The sequence below is a fragment of the Marinobacter sp. GH_1 genome (assembly GCF_048595985.1).
Classification (GTDB): Bacteria; Pseudomonadota; Gammaproteobacteria; order Pseudomonadales; family Oleiphilaceae; genus Marinobacter; species Marinobacter shengliensis.
On record NZ_CP184460.1, the window covers coordinates 3,748,715 to 3,774,721 of the forward strand.

Consider the following 26,007-nt stretch of genomic DNA (forward strand, 5'->3'; position numbering starts at 1 on the left):
CATGCCCTGGATACAACTCCAGATTCCAGCTGATCCGGACACCGCGGATCAGCTGGAAGACCTGTTAATGGAAATGGGCGCAGACGCCGTTTCCATGGAAGACGCAGCCGACCAGCCCCTGTACGAACCCGACCCTGGCACTACCCCCTTATGGAGCCAGACCACGGTTACCGGCCTGTTCCAGTCCGACCGCAACACCGAGCAACTGTTAGCGGATATCCGCGACGCCTGGCATCAGCAAACCCAGCAGTCCCTACCCGAAATCGACGTTACCCTGGTAGAAGACAAAGACTGGGAACGGGCCTGGATGGACGACTTCCATCCCCTACAGTTTGGCAAGCGCCTGTGGATTGTCCCCAGCTGGCACGAAGCGCCAGACCCGGATGCGGCCAACCTGCTGCTGGACCCGGGCCTCGCCTTCGGTACCGGCACCCACCCCACCACGGCGCTGTGCCTGGAATGGCTTGACGGCCAGGATGTCGCAGGCAAACAGGTGACAGACTACGGCTGCGGTTCCGGCATCCTGGGCCTGGCCGCCCTGCTGCTCGGCGCGGACCATGTCATTGGCGTGGATACCGATCCGCAAGCGCTGGAAGCCAGCCGGGAAAATGCCCGTCGGAACGGCGTGGAAGACAACCGCCTGGATCTCTACCTGCCCGGCAAGGATCCGGACACCCGAGCCGACATCATGCTGGCCAATATCCTGGCCCAACCGCTCATCGGCCTGGCTCCGAGACTGGCGGAACTGACCAGGCCCGGCGGGGATCTGGTACTGTCCGGCATCCTGTTCAATCAGGCCCGGGAGGTGATGGACGCCTACGAGCCCTGGTTCACCATGGACGAGCCGGAACAGAAAGAAGACTGGATACGCCTCACAGGACGGCGCAAGGACGGATGACGAGCCCGGGCTTTACGACTAAACTGCCTCCTTTGTAGTGACAGATGTAGTGATAGATCAATGATCGAGAATCGATCTATCCGCGATCAAGCTTTCAGGAACGAAGCATGACCCAAAGCAGCCTGCAGACTCAGTGCCCTAATTGCGAAACCCGTTTCCGGGTGACTGACGAACAACTCAGTATCGCCGGGGGAAAAGTCCGTTGTGGCAGCTGCCTGAAAGTTTTCAACGCCATTGAGCACCAGGTCGTCAAATCCACCGGCAGCGCTGCGCCAGCCGCCACAGGTGGCAAAGCAGCAGGGGAAACCCCTCCTCCGCCCGCAGACACCCACGCAGGGCACGATGAAGAAGACTTTATCTTTGCCGACAACCCGGAAGAAGATGCCACAGAAGGTCGCTATGCCGGCAGCAAGCTGACGTTTTCCGATGACGAACTGAGCGACAGTTTCCGCTCATTTGATGAACCGGAAGAGTCCGGCTACCACGATGACGACCTGACCCCGGAAAAGCAGGACGTTGACGAAAGCTGGGCGGAAGCCATGCTGGCGGACGATCAACCGGCACGGGCGCCGAAAGCACCGGCCGAACCTGAACCACAAACGCCAGAACCGGAAAACAAACCTGAGCCGGATCTGCAGCTGACACCCCAGGATTCGCCATCATCCGGGACACCTGACGCCGCCGACAGCCAAGAAACACCCGAGCCGCCAGCGCCAGGCAAAAGCAAGTCAGCCAGCCCTGCAACCACTCCCGAAGAGCTTACGCTGGCGGCAACCGATGACGACCGGCCTGCGGCCCCGAAAGAACCGGCGCGCAGGGCAGACCAAGCGACCGACACCCTGTATCGGGATCTGCGCCGCGACCCAGTATCGGTTGGCCAGGGCCGCAGTCGCCTGAGGGCCGCCCTCTGGACGCTCGTCGTTGTAGCCTTACTGGGCGCGCTGGTTGCCCAGGTAACCTGGTTCCAGTTTGATCGGCTGTCTGCCATTCCCCAGCTCCGGCCATTCTACGAGAAAGGCTGTGAACTGGCGGGCTGCCAGCTGAAACCGCTGATCAACGTAGAAGCCATCCAAAGCAGGAAACTGGTAGTCCGGACCGACCCTGACAACCGCACCCAGCTGATTGTCGACGCCGTCATCATTAACCGGGCCACCTTCGAACAGCCGTTCCCGGCCATCGCCCTGACTTTTTCCAATCTTAACGGCGATGTGGTTGCGCAAAGCACCTTTACCCCGGCGGAATATCTTGCCGGTGAGGCAGAATCTCTCAGCGCCATGCCCTCTGAGACCCCGGTACGGATTGCGATCAGTATCCGCGATCCGGGCCGCGACGCGGTCAATTACAACCTGAGCTTTCGGCCCTGGACACCCTGATGAGGGGCCGGGGCGACAGTTGACAGCGCAAAAGTCAACCAAAAAGCACGAAAAATAATCAATTTTTTCAGCACTTTTCCCCTTCAATCAGACCCCCTCCGGCGGTATCATTACCGCCCTTCGGAGACTGAAGCGGTCATAATTTAACCAGCCGCTTCTGGCCGAATCTTGCTTAAATCGCTGTGACACGGACTCAGATCATGCTGCCGACGGCAAAAATCGGGCCGTATACCCTGCCCAACCCATTGATAGTTGCACCCATGGCCGGTGTAACCGATCGACCCTTCCGGCAGCTTTGCCGGCGGATGGGAGCGGGCCTGGCAGTATCAGAAATGGTCATAGCAGACAGCAAACTCTGGCATACGCGGAAATCCCAGACTCGCCTGAACCATCAGGGCGAACCGGAACCCCGGTCTGTTCAGATTGCCGGTGGCGATCCGGACATGCTGGCCGATGCGGCGCGGCAGAATGCCGCCTTCGGGGCCCAGATCATTGATATCAATATGGGCTGCCCTGCCAAGAAGGTCTGCAACAAGGCGGCAGGCTCCGCCCTGATGAAAGACGAAAAGCTGGTCAGGGCCATTCTGGAAGCAGTGGCCAGCGCGGTGGACATTCCGGTCACGCTGAAAATGCGCACCGGTTGGGATCAGGACAACCGGAACGCGCCGGTGATTGCAAGAATGGCCGAAGACGCAGGCATCCAGGCCATCGCGGTTCACGGTCGCACCCGTGCAGACAAATACAACGGCGACGCGGAATACGACACCATCGCAGAGGTGAAGGCCAGCGTTGGCATTCCAGTCTTTGCCAACGGCGACATCACCACGCCGGAGAAAGCCCGGCAAGTGCTGACGCACACCGGCGCAGATGGTTTGCTGATCGGCCGAGGCGCACAGGGGCGACCCTGGATTTTCCGGGAAATCCTGCACTACCTGGAAACCGGTGAACACCTGCCAGAACCACCCCTGAATGAGGTGGAGCAGATCCTGTCAGAGCACCTGGCAGAGCTGCACGGCTTTTATGGCGAGAAAATGGGCGTGCGAATCGCCAGAAAACACGTGGGCTGGTACCTGCAGTCACACGACCAGAGCAAACAGTTCCGCAAACGCTTCAACGCCATCGACGATGCGCTGGAGCAGAAAGACAGCATCGAACAGTATTTTTCAGGCTTACGAAATGGAGAGGTATTCGCAGCATGACCGCTGAGACTTTGGCAAACGACACCCTGAGCACACCGGCAAACGATGATCTGCATCAGTTGCATACGGTAAACAACAGCGGCAACACCGTCACCCTGCGTGACAGCGTGGAAGTGGCCCTGAAGAACTACTTCGCGCAGCTGGATGGCGCGCCGGTTTCCGACGTCTACCAGCTGGTGTTGTCGGAAGTGGAAGCCCCGCTGCTGGAGCAGGTGATGAAATACACCCGCAACAACCAGACCAAGGCTTCGACCATGCTCGGTCTCAATCGCGGCACCCTGCGCAAGAAACTCAAGCAGTACGGTCTGCTATAATCAGACTTGTCCCTGAAGGGCCTCCCGGATGCGTTCGCGAGGCCCTTGTTCTTTATATCCAGGCTATCCCCGGCTTATCTGAACAGCGAAGAAAGTGACCCATGGCAAACCAGGCTAACACCCCCGTCCGTCGCGCCCTGATCAGCGTGAGTGATAAAACCGGCATCGTCGATTTTGGCCGTGCCCTGACTGAACGCGGCGTTGAGCTGCTCTCCACTGGCGGCACATTCCGCCTGCTCAAGGAAAACAACGTACCGGTCACTGAAGTGTCCGACTACACCGGTTTCCCGGAAATGATGGACGGCCGGGTAAAAACCCTGCACCCGAAGATCCACGGTGGCATTTTGGGCCGTCGCGGTACCGATGATGCCATCATGGGCGAGCACGGCATTAACCCCATCGACATGGTGGTGGTGAACCTGTACCCGTTTGAAGACACCGTGGCCAATCCGGATTGCGATCTGGCCACCGCCATTGAGAACATCGACATCGGCGGCCCCACCATGGTCCGTGCTGCGGCCAAGAACCACAACGATGTCGCCATCGTAGTCAACGCTTCCGACTACAGCCGGGTGTTGAAAGAGCTCGACAGCAACGATGGCCAGCTCTGCTACAACACACGCTTCGATCTGGCGGTAAAGGCCTTCGAACACACCGCCGGTTACGACGGTGCCATCGCCAACTACCTGGGTGGCCGCACCCCGGACAACGACAACGCCGACTTCCCCCGCACCTTCAACGCGCAGTTCGTGAAGGTCCAGGATATGCGCTACGGTGAAAACCCGCACCAGCGTGCCGCTTTCTATGCCGAACGCAACCCGAAAGAAGCCTGCATCGCCACGGCCAAGCAGCTGCAGGGCAAGGAACTGAGCTACAACAACGTGGCCGACACCGACGCCGCCCTGGAATGCGTGAAGCCCTTCGCCGATCCGGCCTGCGTGATCGTCAAACACGCCAACCCCTGTGGCGTGGCCATCGGTACCGATATTCTGCAGGCCTATGACCTGGCCTTTGCTACCGACCCCACCTCGGCCTTTGGCGGCATTATCGCCTTTAACCGGGAACTGGACGCCAAAACCGCCCAGGCCATCGTTGACCGCCAGTTCGTGGAAGTCATCATCGCCCCGAGCGTGGCGCCGGAAGCGGTTGAGATTGTCGCCGCCAAGAAGAACGTACGCCTGCTGGCCTGCGGCGAGTTCGACGGCGAGCGCGCCCAGACCATGGACTACAAGCGCGTGACCGGCGGCCTGCTGGTGCAGGACCGTGACCTGGGCATGGTCGCCATGGAAGACGTGAAGGTAGTCACCGAGCGCCAGCCCACTGAACAGGAACTGAACGACCTGCTGTTCGCCTGGGAAGTGGCCAAGTATGTGAAATCCAACGCCATTGTGTACGCCAAAGCCGGCCGCACCATCGGTGTAGGCGCAGGCCAGATGAGCCGCGTCTACAGCGCCAAGATTGCCGGCATCAAGGCCGCCGACGAAGGCCTGGAAGTGAAGGGTTCGGTCATGGCCTCTGACGCCTTCTTCCCGTTCCGGGACGGCATCGACGCTGCGGCAGCGGCCGGCATCACCGCCGTCATCCAGCCGGGCGGCTCCATGCGCGACCAGGAAGTGATCGACGCCGCTAACGAGCACGGCATTGCCATGGTCTTCACCGGCATGCGCCATTTCCGTCACTGATCAAAGAATTCAGGAGCAACACATGAACATTCTGGTTATTGGCAGTGGCGGGCGTGAACACGCCCTGGCCTGGAAAGCCGCGCAATCCCCGCTGGCAGATAAAGTCTTCGTAGCGCCGGGTAACGCCGGTACCGCCCGGGAACCGAACCTGGACAACGTCGACCTGGACGTGATGGACCTGGACGGCCTGGCCAACTTCGCCGAGCAGAACAACGTGGGCCTGACCATCGTCGGCCCGGAAGCCCCGCTGGTGGCCGGCGTGGTGGACAAGTTTGGAGCCCGCGGGCTGCGCATCTTTGGCCCCAGCGCCGGTGCCGCCCAGCTGGAAGGCTCCAAGGCCTTCACCAAGGACTTCCTGGCGCGCCAGAAGATCCCGACCGCCGACTACGCCAATTTCACTGATGTCGACGAAGCCCTCGCCTATGTACGTGAAAAAGGCGCGCCGATTGTGGTCAAGGCCGATGGCCTGGCCGCCGGTAAAGGCGTAATCGTCGCCATGACCCTGGCCGAAGCCGAAGACGCCATCCGTGACATGCTTGCGGGCAATGCCTTTGGCGATGCCGGCAGCCGCGTAGTGGTTGAAGAGTTCCTGGACGGCGAAGAAGCCTCCTTCATCGTGATGGTCGACGGCAAGAACGTGCTGGCCATGGCCACCTCCCAGGACCACAAACGAGTGGGCGATGGCGACACCGGCCCCAACACCGGCGGCATGGGCGCCTACTCCCCCGCTCCGGTGGTCACCCCGGATGTGCACCAGCGCATCATGGACGAAGTGATCTACCCCACCGTCAACGGTATGGCCGCCGAAGGTCACCCGTACAAGGGTTTCCTGTATGCCGGCCTGATGATCGACACCAACGGTGCACCCAAGGTCATTGAGTTCAACTGCCGCTTTGGCGACCCGGAAACCCAGCCGATCATGCTGCGCATGAAGTCGGACCTGGTGGAACTGTGTCAGGCTGCCGTGGATGGCAAACTGGACCAGTGCGATTCCGAGTGGGACGACCGCGCCTCTGTCGGCATTGTGCTGGCTGCCGGTGGCTATCCTGCTGACTACAGCAAGGGTGATGTGATCTCCGGCCTGCCGGAAGGTGAAACGGAAGGCGAGAAAGTATTCCACGCCGGTACCAAACTGGATGGTGACAACGTGGTGACTGCCGGTGGCCGGGTGCTGTGCGCCACCGCTTTGGGCAACACGGTGACCGAAGCCCAGCAGCGTGCTTACCAGCTGGCGAAGACCATCAGCTGGAACGGCATGTTCTACCGGAACGACATTGCCTACCGGGCCATTGCCCGGGAACAGTAGAGCTGCCTGCTAGCGAATCACAACCCGGCCCCGCGCCGGGTTTTTTTATGGTCGAAAGCCAATGGGAACTTCAAATCTACATCATAATAATTACTTGTTGTTAACGCTTATCATTTGTATAGTTGCAACCCTTATTCAATAACACCTGCACAGGATGCGATTATGCAACAACGTTTTACCCGCCGTTTTATCGTAGCCGCCATCATGGCCGCCTCCCTTCCTGCCGTGGCCCAGGAGCACACACTGAAGGAGCTGGTAATCATCGGGGACGAGACCTCAGCCGCCAGCCTGCCGGGCTCAGCCCATGTGGTAACAAACGAAGACCTGGAAACCATGAAGTACACCGACGTGCACCGAGTGGTAAAGGAAGTGCCTGGCGTTTATCTGCTTGAAGAGGAAGGCTACGGCCTGCGTCCTAACATCGGTATTCGCGGCTCCGGTTCCGGGCGGTCCGGCAAGGTTACCCTGATGGAAGACGGCGTGCTGATGGCACCTGCGCCCTACTCTGGGCCAGCCGCCTACTACTTCCCGTCCTTCGGCCGCATCAACGGCGTTGAAGTGCTGAAAGGACCAGACCTGCTCCGTTACGGCCCGGCCACCGTTGGCGGCGCCATTAACCTGCGTTCCACGCCGATTCCGACCAAGACCGGCGGCCGGGTAACGGCGGAAATTGCCGAAGATAACGGCAAACGCATCCATGCCTGGTATGGCGCCAACAGCGAACAGGCCGGATGGCTGATCGAAACTCACCAGCATGAAAGTGACGGCTTCAAAGACATCCGCCAGTCAGACCGCGAAGCCGGCTTCGACAAGCAGGATTATGTCGCCAAGCTCCGCCTGAACACACGCCCGGACGCCGACATCTACCATCAGCTCGACCTGAAAGTGGATTACAGCGAAGAGCTGAGCCTGGAAACCTACCTCGGCCTGACCGACGCGGACTTCAATGCCAACCCGGACCAGCGCTACTTCGCCTCTGAACGGGACAACATGGACACCCAGCGCACCGGTTTCATGGCCCGGCACCTGGTGGATTTCAACAACGGTGTAACCCTGACCACCACCGCCTACCGCAACGAATTCAAACGCAACTGGTACAAAGCGGCGGGGCTGAACTCCCTGATCAATGCTGCCAATGGTGGTGACGCCCTGGCCCAGCAACAGCTACGCGGTGAGGCAGATCTGGCCGGCATAGAGATCAAGAACAACGCACGTGAATACGAATCACAGGGCATCGATTTTGTGGCAGATTGGGGCCTTGACCTGGTAAGCATGCGCCACGACCTGACCTTTGGCCTGCGCTACCACGAAGATGAAGTAGACCGCCTGCAGCCGGTCGATACCTTCGACCAGGTGATCGTGAACGGTAGACCGGTTCTGCAATATGTGTCCACCACCTCGGGCACCGGCATCAATGGCGGCAACAACGCCATTGAAAAAGCAGAAGCCTGGAGCACTTATATCGCTGACCGCATTACGGTCAACGATCGCCTGACCGTCACGGCACTGCTGCGTTACGAAGACATCGAAACCAATCGTGTACGCTATCAGCAAGAAGCCCGCACCGATGTGCAAGACCGTGCCTCAAACAGCACCGGTGAACTTCTGCCAGGCCTGGGCGCAACCTACAAACTGGATGGCGGTGTCACACTTCTGGCCGGTGTTCATCGGGGCATGGCTCCAGCTGGAGCCGGCAGCACCGATGTTGAGCCCGAACTCAGCACCAACTACGAGCTCGGCGCCCGGATTCAGCGCGGCGCTGGTCGCTATGAGCTGATCGGCTTCTACAGTGACTATGAGAACACGGTCCAGAACTGCTCGGTGGCTACTCCTTGCGCTGGCGGCCAGGACACCGGTTCGGTCAGTCAGGGTGAAGCCCGTATTCAGGGCATTGAAGCCCTGGCAGGCTACGAGTTCGCCCTGACCAACGGCCTGTCTGTTCCGGTTGAAGCCACCTGGACCTACACCGATGCCGAGGTCACCAAAGACAGCGATTCCGGTAACGTTCTGAAGGGCGACAACCTTGTCTACCTGCCGGAAAACGTCCTGAACCTGCGTGCCGGACTTCGCGCCGGGAATCAGTGGGACGCTTACCTGAACGTGTCATACGTCGACGAGATGTGTATCGACAACACCTGCGATCGCAGCGGCATCGACAACACCTTCAGAAAGACCGAGTCGCTCACTGTAGTTGATCTTTCCGGCAGCTACCGCGTTGCCGAAGGCGCCCGCGTCTTTGCCAAGCTCGATAATGTGTTCGATACCCAGAAAATCATCGCTCGCTCACCCGATGGCGCCCGGCCGAATCTGCCGCGCACCGCTTCCCTGGGCGTTACCGTCGATTTCTGATCGACGTCTCCACACAAAAGGCTGACGGACCAGCCTGACTCAGGAAAACTTCAGCCCGGCCATTGACCGGGCTTTTTTCTGGGTTAGTGTTAGCGTTCACAACGACCACAAAGAAAAGGAGTTCTCCGTGCACCGCAACGCGCTCAATCTTGCCCTGCTGCTCGTCACCACCCTTCTTATTAGCGCCTGCTCCAAGCAGAGCATCTACGACAGCGCCATTGGCTGGGAGCGCTCCAGCGCCGGCCTTGAGACTGCGGAGGTCACGGTTGGCGAGCTGGACATCGCCTACCTGCGCAGCAAAGAGACTGTAGAAGGTGACACTCTGGTGCTGATACACGGATTCGGCGCCAACAAGGATAACTGGACTCGCCTGGCCAAGGAGTTCAAAGGCGAGTTCAACGTCTACGCCATCGACCTGCCCGGCCACGGCGACAGCAGCAAACCCCTGGGCATCGGCTACCGGTTTGAAGACCAGGTGAACTACCTGAGCCAGATCCTGGCTGAACTGGGCGTAAGCCAGTTCCACATGATGGGCAACTCCATGGGCGGCGCGATCACCGCGCTTTATGCCGCCACCCATCCGGAGCAGATTCAGACCGCAGTACTGTTCGATCCCGCCGGTATCTTTGAGTATGAAAGCGAACTGGTAGATCGGGTGCTGGATGGTGACAACCCGCTGATCCCGAAAAAAGAAGGCGATTTCGATCGTCTGCTGGACTTCGCCCTGGAAAAGCGCCCGTTCGTACCCTGGCCGATTTTTGATGTAATGGAAGAAAAAGCCATCGCCAACCGGGAAGTGAACGAGGTTATCTTTGCCGCCATTCGCGACACCGGATTTGAGCCAGACTTCCGCGACGCCATTACCCGGATTGAAGCTCCGGTACTGGTGGTCTGGGGCAAGCTGGACAGGGTAATCGACTACCGCAACGCCGATGTGTTTGTTGAGGCTATCCCCAATGCTCGCAAAGTGCTCCTGGACGACGTCGGCCATGCGCCCATGGTTGAGGTTCCGAAAGAATCAGCACAACTGTTCCGGGAGTTTCTGGCCAACTAACACCCCTGACACCAAGCGCTACTACATTTGACACAGGAAAAAAGGTAGGCTTCCGGCTGCCACTTCAACACTCGACAAGAACTGGTTTATGCCTGAAGCCATCTGGATCACCTTCGCCTTTGTCCTTGGACTGCTTGTAAAAGCTGTTGGCCTGCCGCCTCTGGTGGGCTATCTGGCGGCCGGCTTTGCCTTGAGCGGCATGTCGGTGATGACTGGCATACCGGTGGAGGAAACAGCGGTTCTACAGCATATTGCGCACCTTGGCGTCTTGTTGCTGCTGTTCACCGTTGGATTGAAACTCAAGCTCAGGTCCATCGTCAGTCCGGAAGTGATCGGCGGCAGCTTGCTGCATTTTTCGATTACCTGCCTGGTTTTTACCCCCGGTCTGTACTGGCTTCTTGACCTGGACTGGACCACGGCGCTGATGCTGGCCATCGCGCTGTCGTTCTCCAGCACCGTGCTCGCCGCCAAGGTTCTTGAAAGTAAACGGGAACTTAGAGCCTTCCATGGTCGCGTTGCCATTGGCATCCTGATCATGCAGGACCTGATCGCCTTGGTGGTGATGAGTATTGCCGCAGGCAAGTCACCTTCCGAATGGGCCTTGATGATTTTTGGCCTGCCGCTGCTTCGGCCACTCCTGTTCAAACTGCTGGATGCCAGCGGCCACGATGAACTTCTGGTGCTGCTTGGTCTGTTGCTGGCTCTGGTTGTCGGGGGGCTGGGCTTTGAAGCCGTTGGGCTCAGCTCTGAACTGGGCGCCCTCATTTTCGGAGCCATGCTGGCCAACCACCCGCGCTCCCAGGAGCTGGCCAAGTCACTGTGGAGCGTCAAAGAAGTTTTTCTGGTGGGTTTCTTTCTGCAGATTGGCATTGGCGGCCTGCCAGACCAGCAAGCCCTGATGTTTGCCGTCGTCACCGCACTGGTTCTGCCACTCAAGGGCATTCTGTTCTACTTCTTGCTGCTGCTCTTCCGCTTGCGGGCTCGCAGCAGCTTTTTGACTTCTTTGTCGCTGACCAATTACAGCGAATTCGGCCTGATCGTCGCAAGCGTGGCACTACCACAGTGGCTGGTTCCACTGGCCATCACTGTCTCGCTGTCATTTGTCATTTCAGCCCCGCTTAACCGGTTTGCTCACGGCATCTACGAACGCGTCGCACACCGGATCGCCGGCTTTGAAAGCCATAAACGCCACCCGGATGAGCAGCCAATTTCACTGGGAGATACGAAAATTCTTGTTATGGGGATGGGGCGAACAGGAACAGCCACCTATGACTGGCTGCTGCCTCATGAGTCCCGCCTGATGGGACTGGATTCCGACCCGGCCAAGGCGGAGAAACACCAGCAAGAGGGCCGTAACGTGGTATTCGCCGATGCCGAAGACACCACCTTCTGGGAAGGCTTGCATATGCCCGATCTGGAATCCGTGGTACTAGCCATGAACGATATCGAGGGCAAACTGATCGCCGCCAGGATGCTGCGCAAACTCGGCTTCAAGGGCTACATCGTAGCCCACACCATGTTCGCCGATGAGGCCGAGAAAATCCGCGAGGCGGGCGCCGACGACGCCTACCTGACCATGAGTGAAACCGGGGTCGCACTCGCCAGCCACCTTATGGAGAACACCGCGCTTCAGCCTGCGCAGGTGCGAAACCCGGTATAAACGTCACTGCGGAACGGCAGGTAAGCCTGCCGGTAGGTGCCACGAATCAGGTTGGATGATGTGGCACAGCTGCCACCCTTGGTAACCTTGTGGGTGGCAAACTGCAAGGTGGACATAAACGGGTACATGTCCACCTTGAAACCGTCATAGGGCAAGAAGTCGTTGGTGGTCCACTCCCACACCGAACCAATCATCTGCCGACACCCAGACCAACTGTCTCCGGCGGAATAGTCGAACACCGGATTCCGAGCCATGCTGCGGCCATCCAGATCAGCTCTCAAGGCATCCGGTGCCTGATTGCCCCAGGGATAACGGCGGAACGTGTCCCCGGGCCGGTTGCCCAGCGCAGCCACTTCCCACTCATATTCCGTCGGCAATCGACGCCCGGCCCACTTGCAGTAGGCTTCCGCCTCCCAGTAGGTGACATGGGTAACCGGCGCATCTGGCTCCAGGGGTAACCACTGGTCAAACACCCGCTCCTGCCAATGGCCGTCGTGCCAGCGCCAGTACAACGGGTGCCGGGGTGAGTGCATCAACGGCCCTTTTACCCCGTGCACCAGACTGACATCCTGCTCTGACTCCAGCCACTTACTGCCCCCGAAAGACCACAGCTCCGGACGCTGGTAACCACAATCGTCCACAAACGCCTGAAACTCCCGATTGCTCACCAACGTGCGACTGATAGCAAATGCCGGCAGCTCAATCTCGAACCTGGGTTTCTCGGCATCGAAGGCAAAGTCGTCTGTCGCATAGTGTTCAGACTCGCCGGGCATACCAATCACCCAACGCCCGGCAGGGATTTCCACATCCCCGGTGATCGCCTCACCGGGGGCTGGCCGGTCTCCCTTGAAGTCCACAGGCGCCGGATACCCCACCGTCTGCCGGCACCAGATCAGTGATTCAATGTGCATGTTCTGGTGGTAAATCGCGTAGCGGTAGAGGTACAGCTCCCGCTCGGTCAGTTCCCGGCTCTTGATGCGCTCTGCTACCCGGTCGTAAATGGTATTGAAATACGTGAGGGTTTCTTCCCGGCCGGGAAACAGATCCCGCCGCCAGCGATCCGTATGTTCGACATGGAAGGAGTCCCAGAGATCGTCCATGGATGGATCGAAGCTGGGCGTGCCATCCAACAGGTTGAACACGAAGACCTCGTAGAAGAACGCAGAATGCCCCATTTCCCAGAGAGGCGGGTTCACACCAGGGTGGTAGGGAACATCCAGTTGCTGCTCCGGCAGCGTGCAGATCAGCTGTTTGGTGCGAGTCCGAGCCAGTTCCAGATCTTCCAGGACCTGTATTTTCTTGTCTTCAGCAACCATTTGTTCTAACTCCAGAGCGTTTCACTCCCACAGTCTGGGGATCAGTGATGGGGAGGGGCTTTCTGAAACCTTGCGGAGCCATGGGTGTAGAGCGAACAGCTCTTCACGGGCTAGCCATGGACCATTGGCGCGACGCAGGAGCAATTAGCGCCAAGGGGCGGAGCAGAGCGTACACGGATGTATTCACAGCGTGTTTCAGAAAGCCCCTCCCCATCACTGATTCCTGCACTCAAACAGAATAACAAAGAAAAAACCGCCGGGGGCAGAAACCCGCGGCGGTTCAGTCGCTATCAATACGATAGGCACAGGAAATCAGGCCACCTCAGGCAGCCTTCTTGCGGTCGCGCCGCCAATCGGCCAGATCTTCGATCAGCTTGTAGAACAGCGGCACGAAGAACAGCGCCAGGGTACTGGCTGCGAGCATACCGCCCACCACCACCGTACCGATTTCCTGACGGGAAACCGCACCGGCACCGGTACTGAAGGCCAGCGGCATCGAGCCCACGATGAAGGTCAGTGCCGTCATCATAATGGCCCGGAAGCGCTGGCGTGCAGCGGTGCTGGCAGCTTCAAATGAACTCATGCCGCTTTTACGGTTCTGGGCGGCGAATTCGACGATCAAAATCGCGTTCTTCGCAGCCAGGCCAATCAGCACCAACAAACCCACCTGGAAGTAGATGTCGTTGGGGAAGCCACGGAGCAACGAGGCCAAAGCAGCACCGAATACCCCGAACGGTACTGCCGTCGCCACGGCCACCGGCAAGCCCCAGCGCTCGTACTGGGCGGCCAGGATCAGGAATACCAGAAGCAGCCCCATACCAAAGGCGAGAATGCCGGAATCGGCCGAATCCTGTAGCTGGTAGGCTTCACCGGTCCAGCCAAGCAAGGTGTTGCGATCAAACTGGTCCGCAGCCACCGCCTGCAGGGCCGTCAGGGCATCACCGGTGGTGAAGCCAGGCGCGGGATCAGCCAGCAGCTTGGCTGCCGGGTACACGTTGAAGCGGTTCAGGATGTCCGGGCCGCTGACCCGCTCCAGCTCCACCAGGGAGCTCAACGGAATCATCTCGCCGTAGTTGGACCGCACAAACACCCGGCGCAGGTCGTCCGGATGGCTGCGGAACTCGCCCTCAGACTGAAGATTTACCTGCCAGTTGCGGCCCTGCAGGGTGAAGTCGTTCACGTACAGGCCACCAAAGGTGCTCTGCATGGTGGTGAAGATCTGGTCAATAGGAACTCCGGCGGCCTGTGCTTTCTCCCGGTCTACGTTGGCCTGGTACCGGGGAATACCGGTGTCCAGGGTTACCCGCACATTCTGTAGCTCCGGTCGCTCGTTGGCGGCCTGGGTGAACTCGTCCGCCATGTCCTTGATCTCGGCCGGGGTGCGGCCACCGCGGGCCTGTATATAGCCTTCAACACCACCGGTGGTGGACAAGCCCTGAATCGGAGGCGGGGTAAAGGCAATCACGAACGCTTCCGGCATACCAAAGCCAATACCCATGACCTTGTTCGCAATCTCGGCCGCACTCTGGCCTTCACCTTCACGCTCTGCCCAGTCTTCCAGGGTCACAAAGGCTACACCACTGTTGGTCCGCAGGGCACTGGAGATAATATCGAAGCCGGCAAAGGCCACAACTTCCTTCACTTCGGGTAGCTGCATCATCTGCTCAACCAACTGGTCGCGTGTATCCTCCGTCCGGCTCAAGGCCGATGTGGGAGGCAGCGAATAAGCCGCCAGCACAAAGCCCTGATCTTCCTGGGGCACAAGGCCCGACGGCATTTTGTTCAGTAGGAAGGCGGTTGCGCCAATCATGGCGGCAAACAACAGCACACCAATGATCGCGTGGCGTAGCAGCCAGTCCACTACGGCAGCGAAACCGTTGGTGAGTTTGTCGAAGCCGGCATCAAACCAGCGGAACACGGTCAGCTGTTTGCCTTCATGGCCCAGCAGCAAGGCACACATGGCCGGCGTCAGCGTGAGCGCCACTACGCCCGAAATCACCACGGAAACGGCAATGGTTATGGCAAATTGTCGGTACAACTCACCACTGAGCCCACCCAAAAAGGCTACCGGCGCAAATACCGCCACCAACACCAAGGTAGACGACACCACCGCCCCAGAGACTTGCTGGACCGTCGCCACTGCCGCGTTATAGGCGGACATGGCCTGCTCTTTCATCAGGCGCTCGGCGTTTTCCATGATGATGATGGCGTTATCCACCACCACCCCGATGGCCAATATCAACCCGAACAGGGTCAAAAGGTTGACCGAGAAGCCCAGCGCCTGCATGCCGGCAAAGGTACCGATCAGGGACACTGGAATCGCAATGAGCGGAATCAGGGTCGCATTAAAGTGTTGCAGGAACAGGAATGTCACCAACACCACCAACAACACCGCCACAATGAAGGTGGAGATCACCTCCTGAATGGAGATATCAATGAACCGGGTAGTGTCGTAGGGTACGTCGAATTCCAGCCCCTCCGGGAAACGCTCTGAAATTTCCTGCATGGCAGAATTCACTGCATCCGCAGCGTCCAGGGCGTTTGCTCCCGGTTGCAGATACACCCCCAGAGGCACGGTGGTGCCGCCGTTATAAACAGCTGCAAAGTCATAGTTCTGGGCGCCCAGCTCGATGCGGGCGACGTCTTTCAGGCGAAGAGATGCACCCTGGTCATCACTGCGCAGGATCACCTCGCCGAACTCTTCCGGGCTGGTCAGGCGGCCCGGCGCCGAGACACTGAAGGTAAACGCCTGCCCTTCCGGTGCCGGTTCTGCCCCGATACGGCCCGCAGCAAACTGGGCATTCTGGGCACGCAGGGCGATGGCCACATCATTCGGGGTTAGCTCGTACTGCGCCAGTTTGTCAGGCCGCAGCCAGATCCGCATCGAGTAATCCTGGGCGCCGAACAGCGAAGCATCGCCAATCCCCGGCAAACGCACCAGCTCATCAAGCACGTTGAGCAGGGCATAGTTGGAGATTTCCACCACGTCCATAGTGTTATCCGGCGACGACAGGGTAATAACCTGCAGGATTGACGTGGAACGGGCCTCCACCTTCAGACCCTGGTCACGGACCGGTTGTGGCAAGCGGGCAAGGGCCTGCTGTACCCGGTTATTAACGTTGATGGTGGCCTGATCCGGATCAGTACCGATCTCAAACGAAACGGTTACCCGAAAGCTGCCCGAGTCGGTAGCGTTGGATTCCAGGTAAATCATATTGTCCACGCCGTTGATTTCCTGCTCCAGTGGTGCCACCACCGAATCGGAGATCACGTCCGCGCTGGCACCCGGGAACCGGCCATCCACCACCACCTGGGGCGGTACCACGTTCGGGTACTGCTCAACGGGCAGGCCAATCAGCGCCAGAATACCGCCCAGTGTAATGATGATAGAAACGACCGACGCAAAGATCGGCCTATCGATAAAGGTACGGAGCATCAGTCAGTACCTCCCTCGTCTTCCTCATTGGTCACGTTCACCTCGGCACCGTCCCGCAGGTTGACCAGGCCGCTGACAATGTATCGATCGCCGGCTTCCAGGCCACTGAGAATAATCTGGCGGCCACCGCTCACCGGGCCAAGCTCAACCTGGCGGACCTCCGCGGCACCGTCTTCACCAACCACATACACCACAGGCCCGTCTGGCCCCTGGGTCACCGCCTTCTCCGGAATGGCGATGGCATCTTCAAAGCTTTGCAATTCAACCCGCACGCGCACGAACTGGCCAGGCACAATCACATTCTCGGGGTTGGCAAAGATCGCCCGGGCCGACACGGTACCGGTACGAGGATCCAGGGTGGATGCGGTGAAGTCGATCTGGCCATCCAGCTCGTACTCCTGGCCGTCTGCCAGGACCAGCCGTGCAGCCACTTCCTGCTTGGCGGTGCCGCGCATGCCCTCACGGGCAACCCGGCGAATATTGGCGTCGTTCTCCGGCAGGGCAAAGCGCACGTGAATCGGGTCAAGCTGCACAATGGTGGTCAGCAGCGTGCCCGAACTGATCAAGCTGCCTTCCGGCAAATCTTCCAGGCTGGTAACACCGCTGACCGGAGCGGTCACCGAGGTATAACCAAGATCCAGCTCCGCCTGGGCAACCCCGGCATTGGCCACGGCCAGATTAGCCTGAGCCAGTTCCAGCGCTGACTGGGCAGAATCGCGCTCGCGCTCGCTCACCGCGTTGCGCTGGAACAGTGATGATATCCGGTTCCACTCCCGCTCGGCCTGGCGCAGGTCCGCCTCTGCCACCTGGCGCTGGGCCTGTGCTCTTTGCAACGCAGCTTCCGCAGGCTTGCGGTCGATCCGGAACAGCGGCTCGCCTTCCTGGACCATCTGGCCCTCTTCGTACAGGCGTTCCTCAAGGATGCCCTGAATGCGCGCCCGTACTTCCACCTCACGGGCGCCCCGTGCACGGCCGGCGTAGTCCTGGCGCACGCTTACATCTTCCGCCACGGCCCGTTCAACCACTACAGCCGCCGGCGGCATGCCTCCGCCCTGCTGGCTGCCGGCATCATCGTTGCTGCAACCACCCAGAATCAACAGGGATGACAAACCTGCAACCCAAAGCCCCTTGCGGGCCATCAGCCGGTGAACGTTATCAATGCGCATGGCGCGGTCTCCTGAAAACTGGTTTAAAGACGTAACGCGAGCCGCGATGAGACTGCGGGCCCGAGATGATCCATAAAGTTAGTAGTTCGCTAAAATACATCCGTTGATGTATGTATGTAAACCGTTTTAAATTATACTCCGGACCTTTACGACCAGATCAATGTGATGAACCATGGCCCGCAAAACAAAAGCCGAAGCTGAAGCCACCCGGGAAGCCATTCTTGACGCAGCGGAATGCGTTTTTATGCACAAGGGCGTGGCCAAGACCTCGCTGGAGGAGATCGCTCGCAAAGCCGGGGTTACCCGGGGCGCGGTCTACTGGCATTTCCGCAACAAGGCAGACATTCTGGACGCCATGCTTGAGCGGGTACGGGCGCCCCTGGGAGAGATGATGGATGAAACGGCGGAAGCAGACCAGGGGATTGAAAGCCTGAAAAACCTGTGCATTGTCGCACTGCGCAAACTGGCCCAGGACACCCGCTACTTTCGCGTGTACATGATCCTGTTCCATCGCAATGAGTCTGACCAGGCCATCGCCAAACACCGGGAACTGGCACGGGAAGCCAAGGAATTTGTCACGGAAATTCTGGAGCGCCCGGAAAACCGTATAAGGCTGCACCCGGAACTGACACCTGCACATGCCGCCTGCTTGTTGCACACTCAGATGCTGGGTCTGTTCTTTGACTGGCTCGCCGCGCCTGACAGCTGGCCCTTAGCCGAGACTGCCCCCCTCTTTGTGGAAAGCAGCTTCCGTGGCATCCTGGCGCAGCCCTGAGACCTGGCGGGCGCGTGTGCTCGCGCTTTGCACCCTGATGGTGTCTGGGTGCGCCCTGCCCGTTGTGCAGCAGAAAGCCGAACACACCCTGGTGGCTGACCATATCACCGCTGAGACCCGCCTTGGCCGCGCCTGGCACCCCAAGCGCCTAGCCCACCCGGGCTTATCCGGCATTCATCCCCTCGCTGATGCCCGCGATGCATTCGTGGCCAGGATCCTGCTGGCTGAAGCCGCCGAGACAACCCTGGATGTCCAGTACTATATCTGGCACAGCGATATTACCGGCACATTACTGCTGGAATCGCTACTGGCCGCCGCCGATCGGGGCGTTCGCGTGCGCCTGCTGCTGGATGACAACGGCATTCGCGGCCTCGATGAAACGCTGTCTGCACTGGCCGACCACCCCAACATCCACATTCGCCTGTTCAACCCCTTTGTGGTGCGCTCCCCGAAATGGCTTGGCTATATCACCGACTTCTCCCGGCTGCACCGGCGCATGCACAACAAATCCTTCACCGCCGACAACCAGGCCACCATTATAGGCGGCCGCAATATCGGCGATGAGTACTTCGGCGCAACCGACGGGCTGCTGTTTTCTGACCTCGATGTGCTGGCTGCCGGCCCGGTAGTGAACGAGGTTTCTACTGATTTCGATAAATACTGGAACAGCCGGTTCAGTTATCCGGTGCACACTCTGCTACCGGCCGTGACCACCGACGCCGCAGAGATTCTCCGGCAGCTCAGGCAGCGCCAGGATGCCGCCTCGGCCCGGCAGTACCTGAACGCGCTGGAAAACTCCGGCTTACTGGAGCAGGTCGTCACCGGCAACCTGTCTCTGCTCTGGGCACCAACCCGAATGATCAGCGACCCGCCCAACAAAATCGCGGACAAAGCCCCCGAAAAAGCGATGCTCAGGCACCAGTTGCGCAAAGCCATAGGTGAGCCGGAACGCTCCCTGACCCTGATCTCACCCTACTTTGTGCCAACCGCCGAAGGGCTGGAGTATTTTCAGGAGTTGGCCCGGCAAGGTGTTCGGGTCCGTATCCTGACCAACTCTCTGGAAGCCACGGATGTGGTCGCGGTGCATTCCGGCTATGCCCGTTACCGCAAACCGCTGATCAAAGCCGGGGTGGAACTGTTTGAAATGCGCAAACTGGGCAGTGAGCCCACAGAACCCCACGAATCAGCGGGTCCCTTTGGCAGCTCCGGCTCCAGCCTGCATGCCAAAACGTTTGTGGTGGATTACAACGATATCTTTATCGGCTCGTTCAACTTCGACCCTCGGTCGATGAACCTCAACACAGAGCTGGGCTTTATCATTGAAAGTGAAGAACTGGCCGCAACCATGGAGGACGTGATCAGCTCCCTGCTGCCCAGCAGCAGCTACCGGGTGCGGCTGGATTCCCGCAACCGTTTGTACTGGGTTGAACAGAACAGCGGTGGCAAGACCATCCACAGCAAAGAGCCACACACCTCCGCCAGCCGACGCGCAGGAGCTTTCCTGATGTCGCTGCTGCCGCTGGAACCGCTGCTCTGATCAGGCCCAGACCCAAAGGATCATCGGCACTGCCACCGCCGTCACGACCACAGACAGTGGCAAGCCAAGACGCCAGTAATCACCGAACCGATAGCCTGCCGGCTCCATCACCAGCGCGTTTGACTGGTGCCCGATGGGCGTCAGGAAGGCGCAGGAAGCACCAATCGCCACCGCCATCAGGGTAGCGTCTGACGCCAGCCCGAGCTGTGAAGATACCCCCAGGGCAATCGGCGCCACCAGAATCGCTGCCGCAGCATTATTGACGATATTCGACAACAGCATGGAACCCACCAGAATGATGGTCAGCACAATCCAGGGCGACTGACCTTCGCCAATAGCCAGAATCTGCCCCGCAATCAACTCAGCCCCGCCGGTAGTTTCCAGCGCCTGGCCCACGGGAATCATTGCCGCCAGCAGTACGATCACCGACCAGTCGATGGCCTTGTAGGCTTCACTGGTATCCAGCAAACCCGCCAGTACCATGGCCACGGCACAGGCCACCAGGGCCACAGGCGGGGCCAGCCAGCCGGCCACAATCACCACAATAGCCGCTGCAAACAGCCCGCCCGCTAGAGCCAGATTTTTTTCCCGGCCGAATGTCAGGCCCCGCTCAGCCAAGGGCAGGCAACCGAGGTCCTGCAAGGTTCCCGACAGGCTGGCTTCGAACCCCTGTACCAGCAGGATATCGCCAGACCGGAACCGGATATTCGCCAACCGCTGCTTCAGCCGGTGCCCCTGACGAGCCACCGCAACAATGTTCACACTGTATCTTTCCCGCAGGTTAAGGTGGTTAGCCGTGCGCCCTACCAGCCTTGAGCCCGGTATAACCACCGCTTCTACCAGCCGGACATCTCCAGCTTCCAGATTCTCTTCGGCATCTTTCCGGCGGGCCGCCTGCTTCGAGTACTCTTCGCTGTCATCGTCCGGTTTATCGTCAGCAACCGTTGTGGCCAGGGCCAGGCCGGTGTGCTCGATAAATTCCTGCAGACTGTCGGTGTCCGCCACCACCAGTAACACATCCTGCTCCCGCAGCACCGTGTAGGTGGAGGGCGCCGGCGTGGTTTTGTCACCCCGAATCAGCGACAGCACCACCGGGTTCTGCTGACTGTCACCGGCCATTAACAGGTTGTGCAGTGTGCCACCGGCGTAGTCCGAACCCTCCGGCACCTTCAGTTCGGTCACATACTCGCCCACCGTAAACAGCTTGTCGCCATTGGCCGGGTCGTCACGCTTCGGCGTTAACCGCCAGCCAATCAGCCCGATAAAAAGCACACCGGCGACCGTGATGGCCAGCCCCACCGGCGCGAAATCAAACAGCCCGAACGAGCCCGCTTCGCGGTAACTGGCAATGATGATATTGGGGGGTGTACCAATCAGGGTGATGGTGCCGCCCAGCAAAGACCCGAAGGCAAGCGGCATCAACAGTAAGGACGGAGAGCGGCCGGACTGCCGGGACATCCAGATGGCCACCGGCATCAACAGCGCCAGCGCCCCAACGTTATTGATAAAGCCGGAACACAAGGCCACCACCAGAGTCAGGGTGATGACTTGCAGCACGGCGTTGCGCCCAACCTTACCGAGCAATCGGGCGACCGCATCCACCACGCCACCATTTACCAGCCCCTGGCTGATTACCAGCACAGCCGCCACGGTAATCACTGCCGGGTGGCCAAAGCCGGTGAACAATTGGTTAGGGGCAACCAGACCAGTAACAGCAACCGCCAGCAAAGCCAGCATAGCCACGATATCAAAGCGCAGGCGGTTCCAGACGAACAGAACCAAGGCCAGGCCCAGTATCAGAAACACCGTCCATTGATCAGTCAACATGAAACCACTCCACTCCTCGGCCGGTGATGGTGGCACGCTGGTACCGACAGGCGCGGATGAGTTAACTCTGGAGCAACAATCGGCGATCCTGCACTTTCTTCAGGACGGCTGGATCGAGCCTGTCGGCTTCAGCCGGCTACGATGTGGGCACTCGCAGCATTGTCGAAGTAGTTGACGGAGAGCGAACTATTACGAAGCCCTGCAAAACTTCGCCAACGCCCGTTACGACTGCGTTCTCAACACCGTGAACCTTGAACAGTCCACCGGCACCCCGAGCTCCCAGGATCTGATTGAAATGAACAACTGGCTCAGCGCATCAGCCTCTGGCATCGAAGCTCTGGGAGAGGATGATGAAACGATTAAAGACCCGACTGAAGACTAAAGACATCTCAATTGGATTGCTATCCGTATTCTTTGTCGATTCCGTTTTCTTCGCCAATAAAGGGGCCGCCTGATGTCACTGAGAAAGTTTGTCCCGACAACTCTTGCCCTATCTCTGGCAGCCGTCAGCGCCGATGCATTTGCTGCCGCTGACGGACAGAACGCAATGACCAGCTCAGACTGGGATGGCAGCATTGGCGTAGGAGCCTTTTACGCGCCGGACTATCTGGGCAGCGACGATTACGAGACACGGGCCTTGCCCAACCTGAACCTGCGTTATGGCGATCGATTCTTCCTTAACATTCGGGATGGCCTGGGTCTGAACGTCATCAACAGGGAAGACTGGAGACTCTCAGCATTTATAGGTTATATCGCTGGCCGCGACAACGAAGGTGATCTGAGGGAACTCGATAAGGTAGACAGCGGGGCCGCTGTAGGCCTGCGTCTTACCCTGATGGATGGTGCGTTCAGTTACAACGTTTCAATCAAGACACCCGTCACCGGCGACGTCGAAGGTTACCAGATTAGCCTCCGGAGTGCCTGGCGTGCTCCATTGGCAGAAAACATCTTCCTGTCCTTGGGGCCAGGCCTTACATACAGCAGCGAGCGCTGGACCGAGGAAAGGTTTGGCATTTCCGATGCCGAAAGCGCCCGCTCTGGTCTGGATGCCTACGATGCCGACAAAGGGTATTTGCGTCTTCGCTTCGGCGGTGCCCTGACCTATAGCCTGAGCACTGACTGGTCACTGACCGGCCTGGCCGGGTTAATCTATCTGACCGGCGAGGCCAAAGACAGCCCTATCGTTAAAGACATCGGCGATGAAGTTCAGGGTTTTGGGGGTGTATCGGTGAACTATCGCTTTTAATACCTGCAGCGGGCTGATATGACAGGCGCGATTAATGACGCACATACAGCTCGCGAGCGCCGGGACCGGAGCCGGGGCGTGCAGATTCAAAGGTAAACCACCTGGCCACTACAAAAAGCCCGGGGGCTTGCTTGTGGCCAGCGCCTGCGCATCCTGGCTGATCACACCATCTATGGTGATCCGCCAGATAAAATCGCCAATAGCATCGAGTGTGTGGGCACCCTTCGGATCGAACCACGTTGCCACCCAGTTGAGCGCCCCAAGGCCAATCAAGCGAAGCAGCCGTCTATCAACACCTTTCTGAATTACTCCCTGCTCCATCATCGTTTCCAGGATACCGGCCCAAAGGGACTCGTACTGATCCCGCAGTTCGATGATTTCCTCTCGCGCCTCAGGGCCTAGCGCACGCCATTCAAACAGCAGTACGTACACCGTGTCTGAATCAACCAACAAAGCGCGCAGATGCGCATTGATACAGAGGCGCAATCTCTCCACCGGATCATCCGAGCTGGTTAGCGCCAATTCCACCTCTGCGGTCACCAGGTCGACTCCCCGTCGCATCAGCTCGACAAGGAGTGCTTCTTTGGTGCTGTAACGGTAGTAAAGGCTCCCGGGTAGCATGTCACAAGCCTCGGCAATTTCCTTGAGAGACGTCTTCTCGAAACCTTTCTCACGAAAAAGCCGGGCCGCATTGGACAAAACATGGCCCTGCTCGTCCAGCTTGCGTACAGGTGGAACCTGTCTGTGAACCATGGTTTTAACATCTCCTCGGCAGGCCAGTGCATTGTTCACCAGGGCGGCGTCTGTCAGACCCTTTGCGCCGATAGTACGCCATTATGCGGGTAGCCGCTATTTGCGCCCAATTCGCTCTTGACTTTTAGTTGGTCAACCAACCAAACTCAAGTGGCCATTTTCTTACCGAAAAAAAACAAAAGGGCGATCACCTATGATCAAAAACCGCTCCCAGTCGCCAACACATGCTCAGAACGGCAGCCAGGCTGCGCAGTTCCGATGACTGAGTCGAACAGGTTCCAGCACAGTGACTCGGTAAAGACTGCGTGGCAGTTCACCGAGCAAGTGCCCCACGGCAAGGACCTGGGCATGAAGGTCGTCCATGTGGAGGGCAACCAAGCTAGCATGCGCCTCTCCCCGCAGCCGTGGATGTTTGCAGACGATGGCGGAGGGGAAATTTGTACCAGCGTGCTTTACTCACTAGCCGACTCAGCCAGTGGGCTGGCGGTGTTCGCTGAGGCTCAGGAGCTGACCCCGATCGCCACGCTGGATTTGCGTATGGATTATCTGCGACCTGCTGGCGGCAATCGTGACCTGTTGGCGGTTGCCACTTGCCGACATTTAACGGAAGAGATTGCATTTATCCATTGTGAGGTCTTCTGCAATGGCGATAGTAAGCCGGTAGCAACCGGCAGCGCCACGTTCGTGCGAAACATCGATGGACAAAGCTTCCAAGCGGTCGCAGGAGAAAAGTAAGCCATATGACCACCAGCGCCAATTCAACGATACCAGATTCCGGGCTGACCCAGAGCAGGGACGCAAGTAGGAGCTATCAGGACCTTCTGGACCGCATCCCCTACGCTCGACATCTTGGCCTTGACATCCCGAAAGACTCGGCCGGTTTAATTGTAAGCCTGCCTTTTCATGAAGCTCTGATCGGCAATTTCATGCTGCCCGCCCTTCATGGCGGTGTCCTGGGAGCGCTAATAGAGATCACCGCGCGCATTGCTGCGCAAAGCGAAGATGCGAAAGCACGTTGCCCGCGCATTCTGGACAGCAACATCAATTACCTTCGCTCGGCGCAGGCAAAACACACGCTCGCCAGCGCCGAGATTATTCGCCAGGGTCGCCGCACCAGCTTAGTGCAGGTAACCTGCTGGCAGGATGAAAAAGACCGACCGATCACCAGCGGACGGGTTCAGCTACTATTCGCAAAAACGGATACTAACCACCAAGGTGATCATGAAGGGTAAGCAGAGCATAGCCGAACGCGACGGATTCAGGGCCCCGGATGGCCAGGAAATCACACTGTGGCGCTGGCCCCAATGTTCGGGACAGCCAACTCTGCATTGGGCTCATGCGACGGGTTTCCATGGCCGCCTTTACACTACGTTGCTTGAGAACCTGACCGGCTCGTTTAATGTTGTTGCCTGGGACATGCGAGGGCACGGCGCCAGTGCCGAGGCGGCAAAAACTGCGACACTACAAAGCTGGGAAATATTCTATCGGGACCTGACCGAATTTCTGGATAGCCTGGATGAGCCGATCTGGCTTGCTGGCCACTCCATTGGAGCCACCACCAGCATCATGGCGGCCGCCCGACGACCAGACAAAGTGCGCGGTTTGATCCTCGCAGAGCCCGTCATTATGGATGCCTGGCAGGGCGGAATGCTGTGGTTGGCCAAGCGGCTACGCCGGTCTCACCGGTTTGCGTTGGCGGCCGGGGCCGCACGTCGGCGCAGTGTATTTGAGTCGCACGCTATGGCCGTGAGCAATTATCGTGGCCGCGGCGGCTTCAAGACCTGGCCCGATGCATGGCTTGAAGCCTACGTTCAGCATGCCTTCGTGCCACAGGGCGATCAGGTTCGCCTGGCCTGCTCACCGGCCTGGGAAAGCGCCATTTTCGCCAATACAGAACACAACCCCTGGCCCGGTATTAGCGAGGTGAAGTGTCCAGTTATTGCACTGGCCGCAGAACACTCATCAACCTTTTCTCCAGCAGCGCGCAAACGCCTCCGCACCCTGCTGCCTTCAGCTGACGTGCGCGCCCACTCCGGAACGACCCATTTCCTGCCGATGGAGCGACCGGATGCAGTTTGCGATGCCGTTTTGCAGGGTTTATCGACCCAATAGCATC

At 58.9% G+C, this 26,007-nt stretch carries 21 protein-coding genes; 16 read left to right on the top strand and 5 right to left on the bottom strand.

The window, feature by feature from the left end; genetic code table 11:
- Nucleotide 1: 1 nt before the first annotated feature.
- From prmA to ACNSOI_RS17210, 9 genes are all read left to right on the top strand, one after another.
- Nucleotides 2–898: a 50S ribosomal protein L11 methyltransferase gene (gene prmA, locus ACNSOI_RS17170; protein WP_420194617.1), complete on the top strand. Its 897-nt coding sequence runs from the start codon at nt 2–4 to the stop codon at nt 896–898.
- A 107-nt stretch (nt 899–1,005) separates the two neighbouring features.
- A complete protein-coding gene (locus ACNSOI_RS17175) occupies nt 1,006–2,271 on the top strand; it encodes a DUF3426 domain-containing protein (protein WP_420194618.1) in 1,266 nt (421 codons plus the stop codon).
- Nucleotides 2,272–2,471: 200 nt separating this feature from the next.
- Nucleotides 2,472–3,470 carry a tRNA dihydrouridine synthase DusB gene (gene dusB, locus ACNSOI_RS17180; protein WP_138435836.1) on the top strand — a complete coding sequence of 333 codons (999 nt, stop codon included), beginning with the start codon at nt 2,472–2,474 and terminating at the stop codon, nt 3,468–3,470.
- On the top strand, nt 3,467–3,784 hold the full coding sequence (gene fis / locus ACNSOI_RS17185) for a DNA-binding transcriptional regulator Fis (RefSeq protein WP_058092452.1): 318 nt from the start codon (nt 3,467–3,469) through the stop codon (nt 3,782–3,784). The genes dusB and fis overlap by 4 nt, the downstream gene beginning before the upstream one ends.
- 101 nt (nt 3,785–3,885) lie before the next feature.
- Nucleotides 3,886–5,466 (top strand): bifunctional phosphoribosylaminoimidazolecarboxamide formyltransferase/IMP cyclohydrolase, encoded by a 1,581-nt coding sequence (purH, locus tag ACNSOI_RS17190; protein ID WP_374786924.1) that lies wholly within the window; start codon nt 3,886–3,888, stop codon nt 5,464–5,466.
- A 22-nt stretch (nt 5,467–5,488) separates the two neighbouring features.
- Nucleotides 5,489–6,772 carry a phosphoribosylamine--glycine ligase gene (purD, locus tag ACNSOI_RS17195; protein WP_420194619.1) on the top strand — a complete coding sequence of 428 codons (1,284 nt, stop codon included), beginning with the start codon at nt 5,489–5,491 and terminating at the stop codon, nt 6,770–6,772.
- 162 nt (nt 6,773–6,934) lie between these two features.
- Nucleotides 6,935–9,121: a TonB-dependent receptor family protein gene (locus ACNSOI_RS17200; protein ID WP_420194620.1), complete on the top strand. Its 2,187-nt coding sequence runs from the start codon at nt 6,935–6,937 to the stop codon at nt 9,119–9,121.
- 127 nt (nt 9,122–9,248) lie between these two features.
- The gene (locus ACNSOI_RS17205) at nt 9,249–10,175 is read left to right on the top strand and encodes an alpha/beta fold hydrolase (RefSeq protein WP_420194621.1); all 927 of its coding nucleotides are present in this window, start codon (nt 9,249–9,251) and stop codon (nt 10,173–10,175) included.
- An 88-nt stretch (nt 10,176–10,263) separates the two neighbouring features.
- A complete protein-coding gene (locus tag ACNSOI_RS17210) occupies nt 10,264–11,835 on the top strand; it encodes a cation:proton antiporter (RefSeq protein ID WP_420194622.1) in 1,572 nt (523 codons plus the stop codon).
- Here the strand turns inward: ACNSOI_RS17210 and senA are convergent.
- The 3 genes from senA to ACNSOI_RS17225 all read right to left on the bottom strand — a co-directional run bounded on the left by senA (nt 11,805) and on the right by ACNSOI_RS17225 (nt 17,753).
- Nucleotides 11,805–13,151 carry a selenoneine synthase SenA gene (gene senA, locus ACNSOI_RS17215; protein ID WP_420194623.1) on the bottom strand — a complete coding sequence of 449 codons (1,347 nt, stop codon included), beginning with the start codon at nt 13,149–13,151 and terminating at the stop codon, nt 11,805–11,807. The two genes, ACNSOI_RS17210 and senA, sit on opposite strands and share 31 nt — an antisense overlap.
- Before the next feature lie 322 nt (nt 13,152–13,473).
- A complete protein-coding gene (locus ACNSOI_RS17220) occupies nt 13,474–16,587 on the bottom strand; it encodes an efflux RND transporter permease subunit (RefSeq protein WP_420194624.1) in 3,114 nt (1,037 codons plus the stop codon).
- On the bottom strand, nt 16,587–17,753 hold the full coding sequence (locus tag ACNSOI_RS17225; RefSeq protein ID WP_420194625.1) for an efflux RND transporter periplasmic adaptor subunit: 1,167 nt from the start codon (nt 17,751–17,753) through the stop codon (nt 16,587–16,589). The genes ACNSOI_RS17220 and ACNSOI_RS17225 overlap by 1 nt, the downstream gene beginning before the upstream one ends.
- Nucleotides 17,754–17,925: 172 nt before the next feature.
- Here ACNSOI_RS17225 and ACNSOI_RS17230 point away from each other — a divergent pair, with 172 nt between their 5' ends.
- Both ACNSOI_RS17230 and ACNSOI_RS17235 read left to right on the top strand, forming a co-directional pair.
- Nucleotides 17,926–18,528: a TetR family transcriptional regulator gene (locus tag ACNSOI_RS17230; protein ID WP_420194626.1), complete on the top strand. Its 603-nt coding sequence runs from the start codon at nt 17,926–17,928 to the stop codon at nt 18,526–18,528.
- Nucleotides 18,506–20,065, top strand: a complete 1,560-nt coding sequence (locus tag ACNSOI_RS17235) for a phospholipase D family protein (RefSeq protein ID WP_420194627.1) — start codon at nt 18,506–18,508, stop codon at nt 20,063–20,065. The genes ACNSOI_RS17230 and ACNSOI_RS17235 overlap by 23 nt, the downstream gene beginning before the upstream one ends.
- On the opposite strand, the gene ACNSOI_RS17240 is transcribed toward ACNSOI_RS17235, so the two are convergent.
- Nucleotides 20,066–21,892: an SLC13 family permease gene (locus tag ACNSOI_RS17240; RefSeq protein ID WP_420194628.1), complete on the bottom strand. Its 1,827-nt coding sequence runs from the start codon at nt 21,890–21,892 to the stop codon at nt 20,066–20,068.
- A 244-nt stretch (nt 21,893–22,136) separates the two neighbouring features.
- Between ACNSOI_RS17240 and ACNSOI_RS17245 the strand changes: the two genes are divergently transcribed.
- Together ACNSOI_RS17245 and ACNSOI_RS17250 are read left to right on the top strand one after the other, a co-directional pair.
- Nucleotides 22,137–22,274 carry a hypothetical protein gene (locus ACNSOI_RS17245; protein WP_420194629.1) on the top strand — a complete coding sequence of 46 codons (138 nt, stop codon included), beginning with the start codon at nt 22,137–22,139 and terminating at the stop codon, nt 22,272–22,274.
- Nucleotides 22,275–22,346: 72 nt separating this feature from the next.
- A complete protein-coding gene (locus ACNSOI_RS17250; RefSeq protein WP_420194630.1) occupies nt 22,347–23,138 on the top strand; it encodes a MipA/OmpV family protein in 792 nt (263 codons plus the stop codon).
- 108 nt (nt 23,139–23,246) lie between these two features.
- Here the strand turns inward: ACNSOI_RS17250 and ACNSOI_RS17255 are convergent, their stop codons facing one another.
- A complete protein-coding gene (locus ACNSOI_RS17255) occupies nt 23,247–23,891 on the bottom strand; it encodes a TetR/AcrR family transcriptional regulator (protein WP_420194631.1) in 645 nt (214 codons plus the stop codon).
- A 258-nt stretch (nt 23,892–24,149) separates the two neighbouring features.
- On the opposite strand from ACNSOI_RS17255, the gene ACNSOI_RS17260 reads away from it, so the two are divergent.
- From ACNSOI_RS17260 to ACNSOI_RS17270, 3 genes are read left to right on the top strand one after another with little or no spacing between them, the layout of a single operon-like run.
- Nucleotides 24,150–24,626: a PaaI family thioesterase gene (locus ACNSOI_RS17260; protein WP_420194632.1), complete on the top strand. Its 477-nt coding sequence runs from the start codon at nt 24,150–24,152 to the stop codon at nt 24,624–24,626.
- Nucleotides 24,627–24,631: 5 nt separating this feature from the next.
- Complete coding sequence (locus tag ACNSOI_RS17265; protein WP_420194633.1) at nt 24,632–25,123, top strand: PaaI family thioesterase; 492 nt, start codon at nt 24,632–24,634, stop codon at nt 25,121–25,123.
- Entirely contained in the window at nt 25,113–26,003 is an 891-nt protein-coding gene (locus ACNSOI_RS17270; protein WP_420194634.1) for an alpha/beta fold hydrolase, read from the top strand. The genes ACNSOI_RS17265 and ACNSOI_RS17270 overlap by 11 nt, the downstream gene beginning before the upstream one ends.
- The last annotated feature ends 4 nt before the right edge of the window (nt 26,004–26,007 follow it).

What these genes read in the sequence shown, in the direction of transcription:
- senA (WP_420194623.1), bottom strand. Translation starts at nt 13,151, where the DNA reads ATGGTTGCTGAAGACAAGAAAATACAGGTCCTGGAAGATCTGGAACTG.
- purD (WP_420194619.1), top strand. Translation starts at nt 5,489, where the DNA reads ATGAACATTCTGGTTATTGGCAGTGGCGGGCGTGAACACGCCCTGGCC.
- purH (WP_374786924.1), top strand. Translation starts at nt 3,886, where the DNA reads ATGGCAAACCAGGCTAACACCCCCGTCCGTCGCGCCCTGATCAGCGTG.
- ACNSOI_RS17255 (WP_420194631.1), bottom strand. Translation starts at nt 23,891, where the DNA reads ATGGTTCACAGACAGGTTCCACCTGTACGCAAGCTGGACGAGCAGGGC.
- ACNSOI_RS17260 (WP_420194632.1), top strand. Translation starts at nt 24,150, where the DNA reads ATGACTGAGTCGAACAGGTTCCAGCACAGTGACTCGGTAAAGACTGCG.
- ACNSOI_RS17225 (WP_420194625.1), bottom strand. Translation starts at nt 17,753, where the DNA reads ATGCGCATTGATAACGTTCACCGGCTGATGGCCCGCAAGGGGCTTTGG.
- ACNSOI_RS17220 (WP_420194624.1), bottom strand. Translation starts at nt 16,587, where the DNA reads ATGCTCCGTACCTTTATCGATAGGCCGATCTTTGCGTCGGTCGTTTCT.
- ACNSOI_RS17230 (WP_420194626.1), top strand. Translation starts at nt 17,926, where the DNA reads ATGGCCCGCAAAACAAAAGCCGAAGCTGAAGCCACCCGGGAAGCCATT.
- ACNSOI_RS17200 (WP_420194620.1), top strand. Translation starts at nt 6,935, where the DNA reads ATGCAACAACGTTTTACCCGCCGTTTTATCGTAGCCGCCATCATGGCC.
- prmA (WP_420194617.1), top strand. Translation starts at nt 2, where the DNA reads ATGCCCTGGATACAACTCCAGATTCCAGCTGATCCGGACACCGCGGAT.
- fis (WP_058092452.1), top strand. Translation starts at nt 3,467, where the DNA reads ATGACCGCTGAGACTTTGGCAAACGACACCCTGAGCACACCGGCAAAC.
- ACNSOI_RS17265 (WP_420194633.1), top strand. Translation starts at nt 24,632, where the DNA reads ATGACCACCAGCGCCAATTCAACGATACCAGATTCCGGGCTGACCCAG.
- dusB (WP_138435836.1), top strand. Translation starts at nt 2,472, where the DNA reads ATGCTGCCGACGGCAAAAATCGGGCCGTATACCCTGCCCAACCCATTG.
- ACNSOI_RS17240 (WP_420194628.1), bottom strand. Translation starts at nt 21,892, where the DNA reads ATGTTGACTGATCAATGGACGGTGTTTCTGATACTGGGCCTGGCCTTG.
- ACNSOI_RS17175 (WP_420194618.1), top strand. Translation starts at nt 1,006, where the DNA reads ATGACCCAAAGCAGCCTGCAGACTCAGTGCCCTAATTGCGAAACCCGT.
- ACNSOI_RS17250 (WP_420194630.1), top strand. Translation starts at nt 22,347, where the DNA reads ATGTCACTGAGAAAGTTTGTCCCGACAACTCTTGCCCTATCTCTGGCA.
- ACNSOI_RS17270 (WP_420194634.1), top strand. Translation starts at nt 25,113, where the DNA reads ATGAAGGGTAAGCAGAGCATAGCCGAACGCGACGGATTCAGGGCCCCG.
- ACNSOI_RS17210 (WP_420194622.1), top strand. Translation starts at nt 10,264, where the DNA reads ATGCCTGAAGCCATCTGGATCACCTTCGCCTTTGTCCTTGGACTGCTT.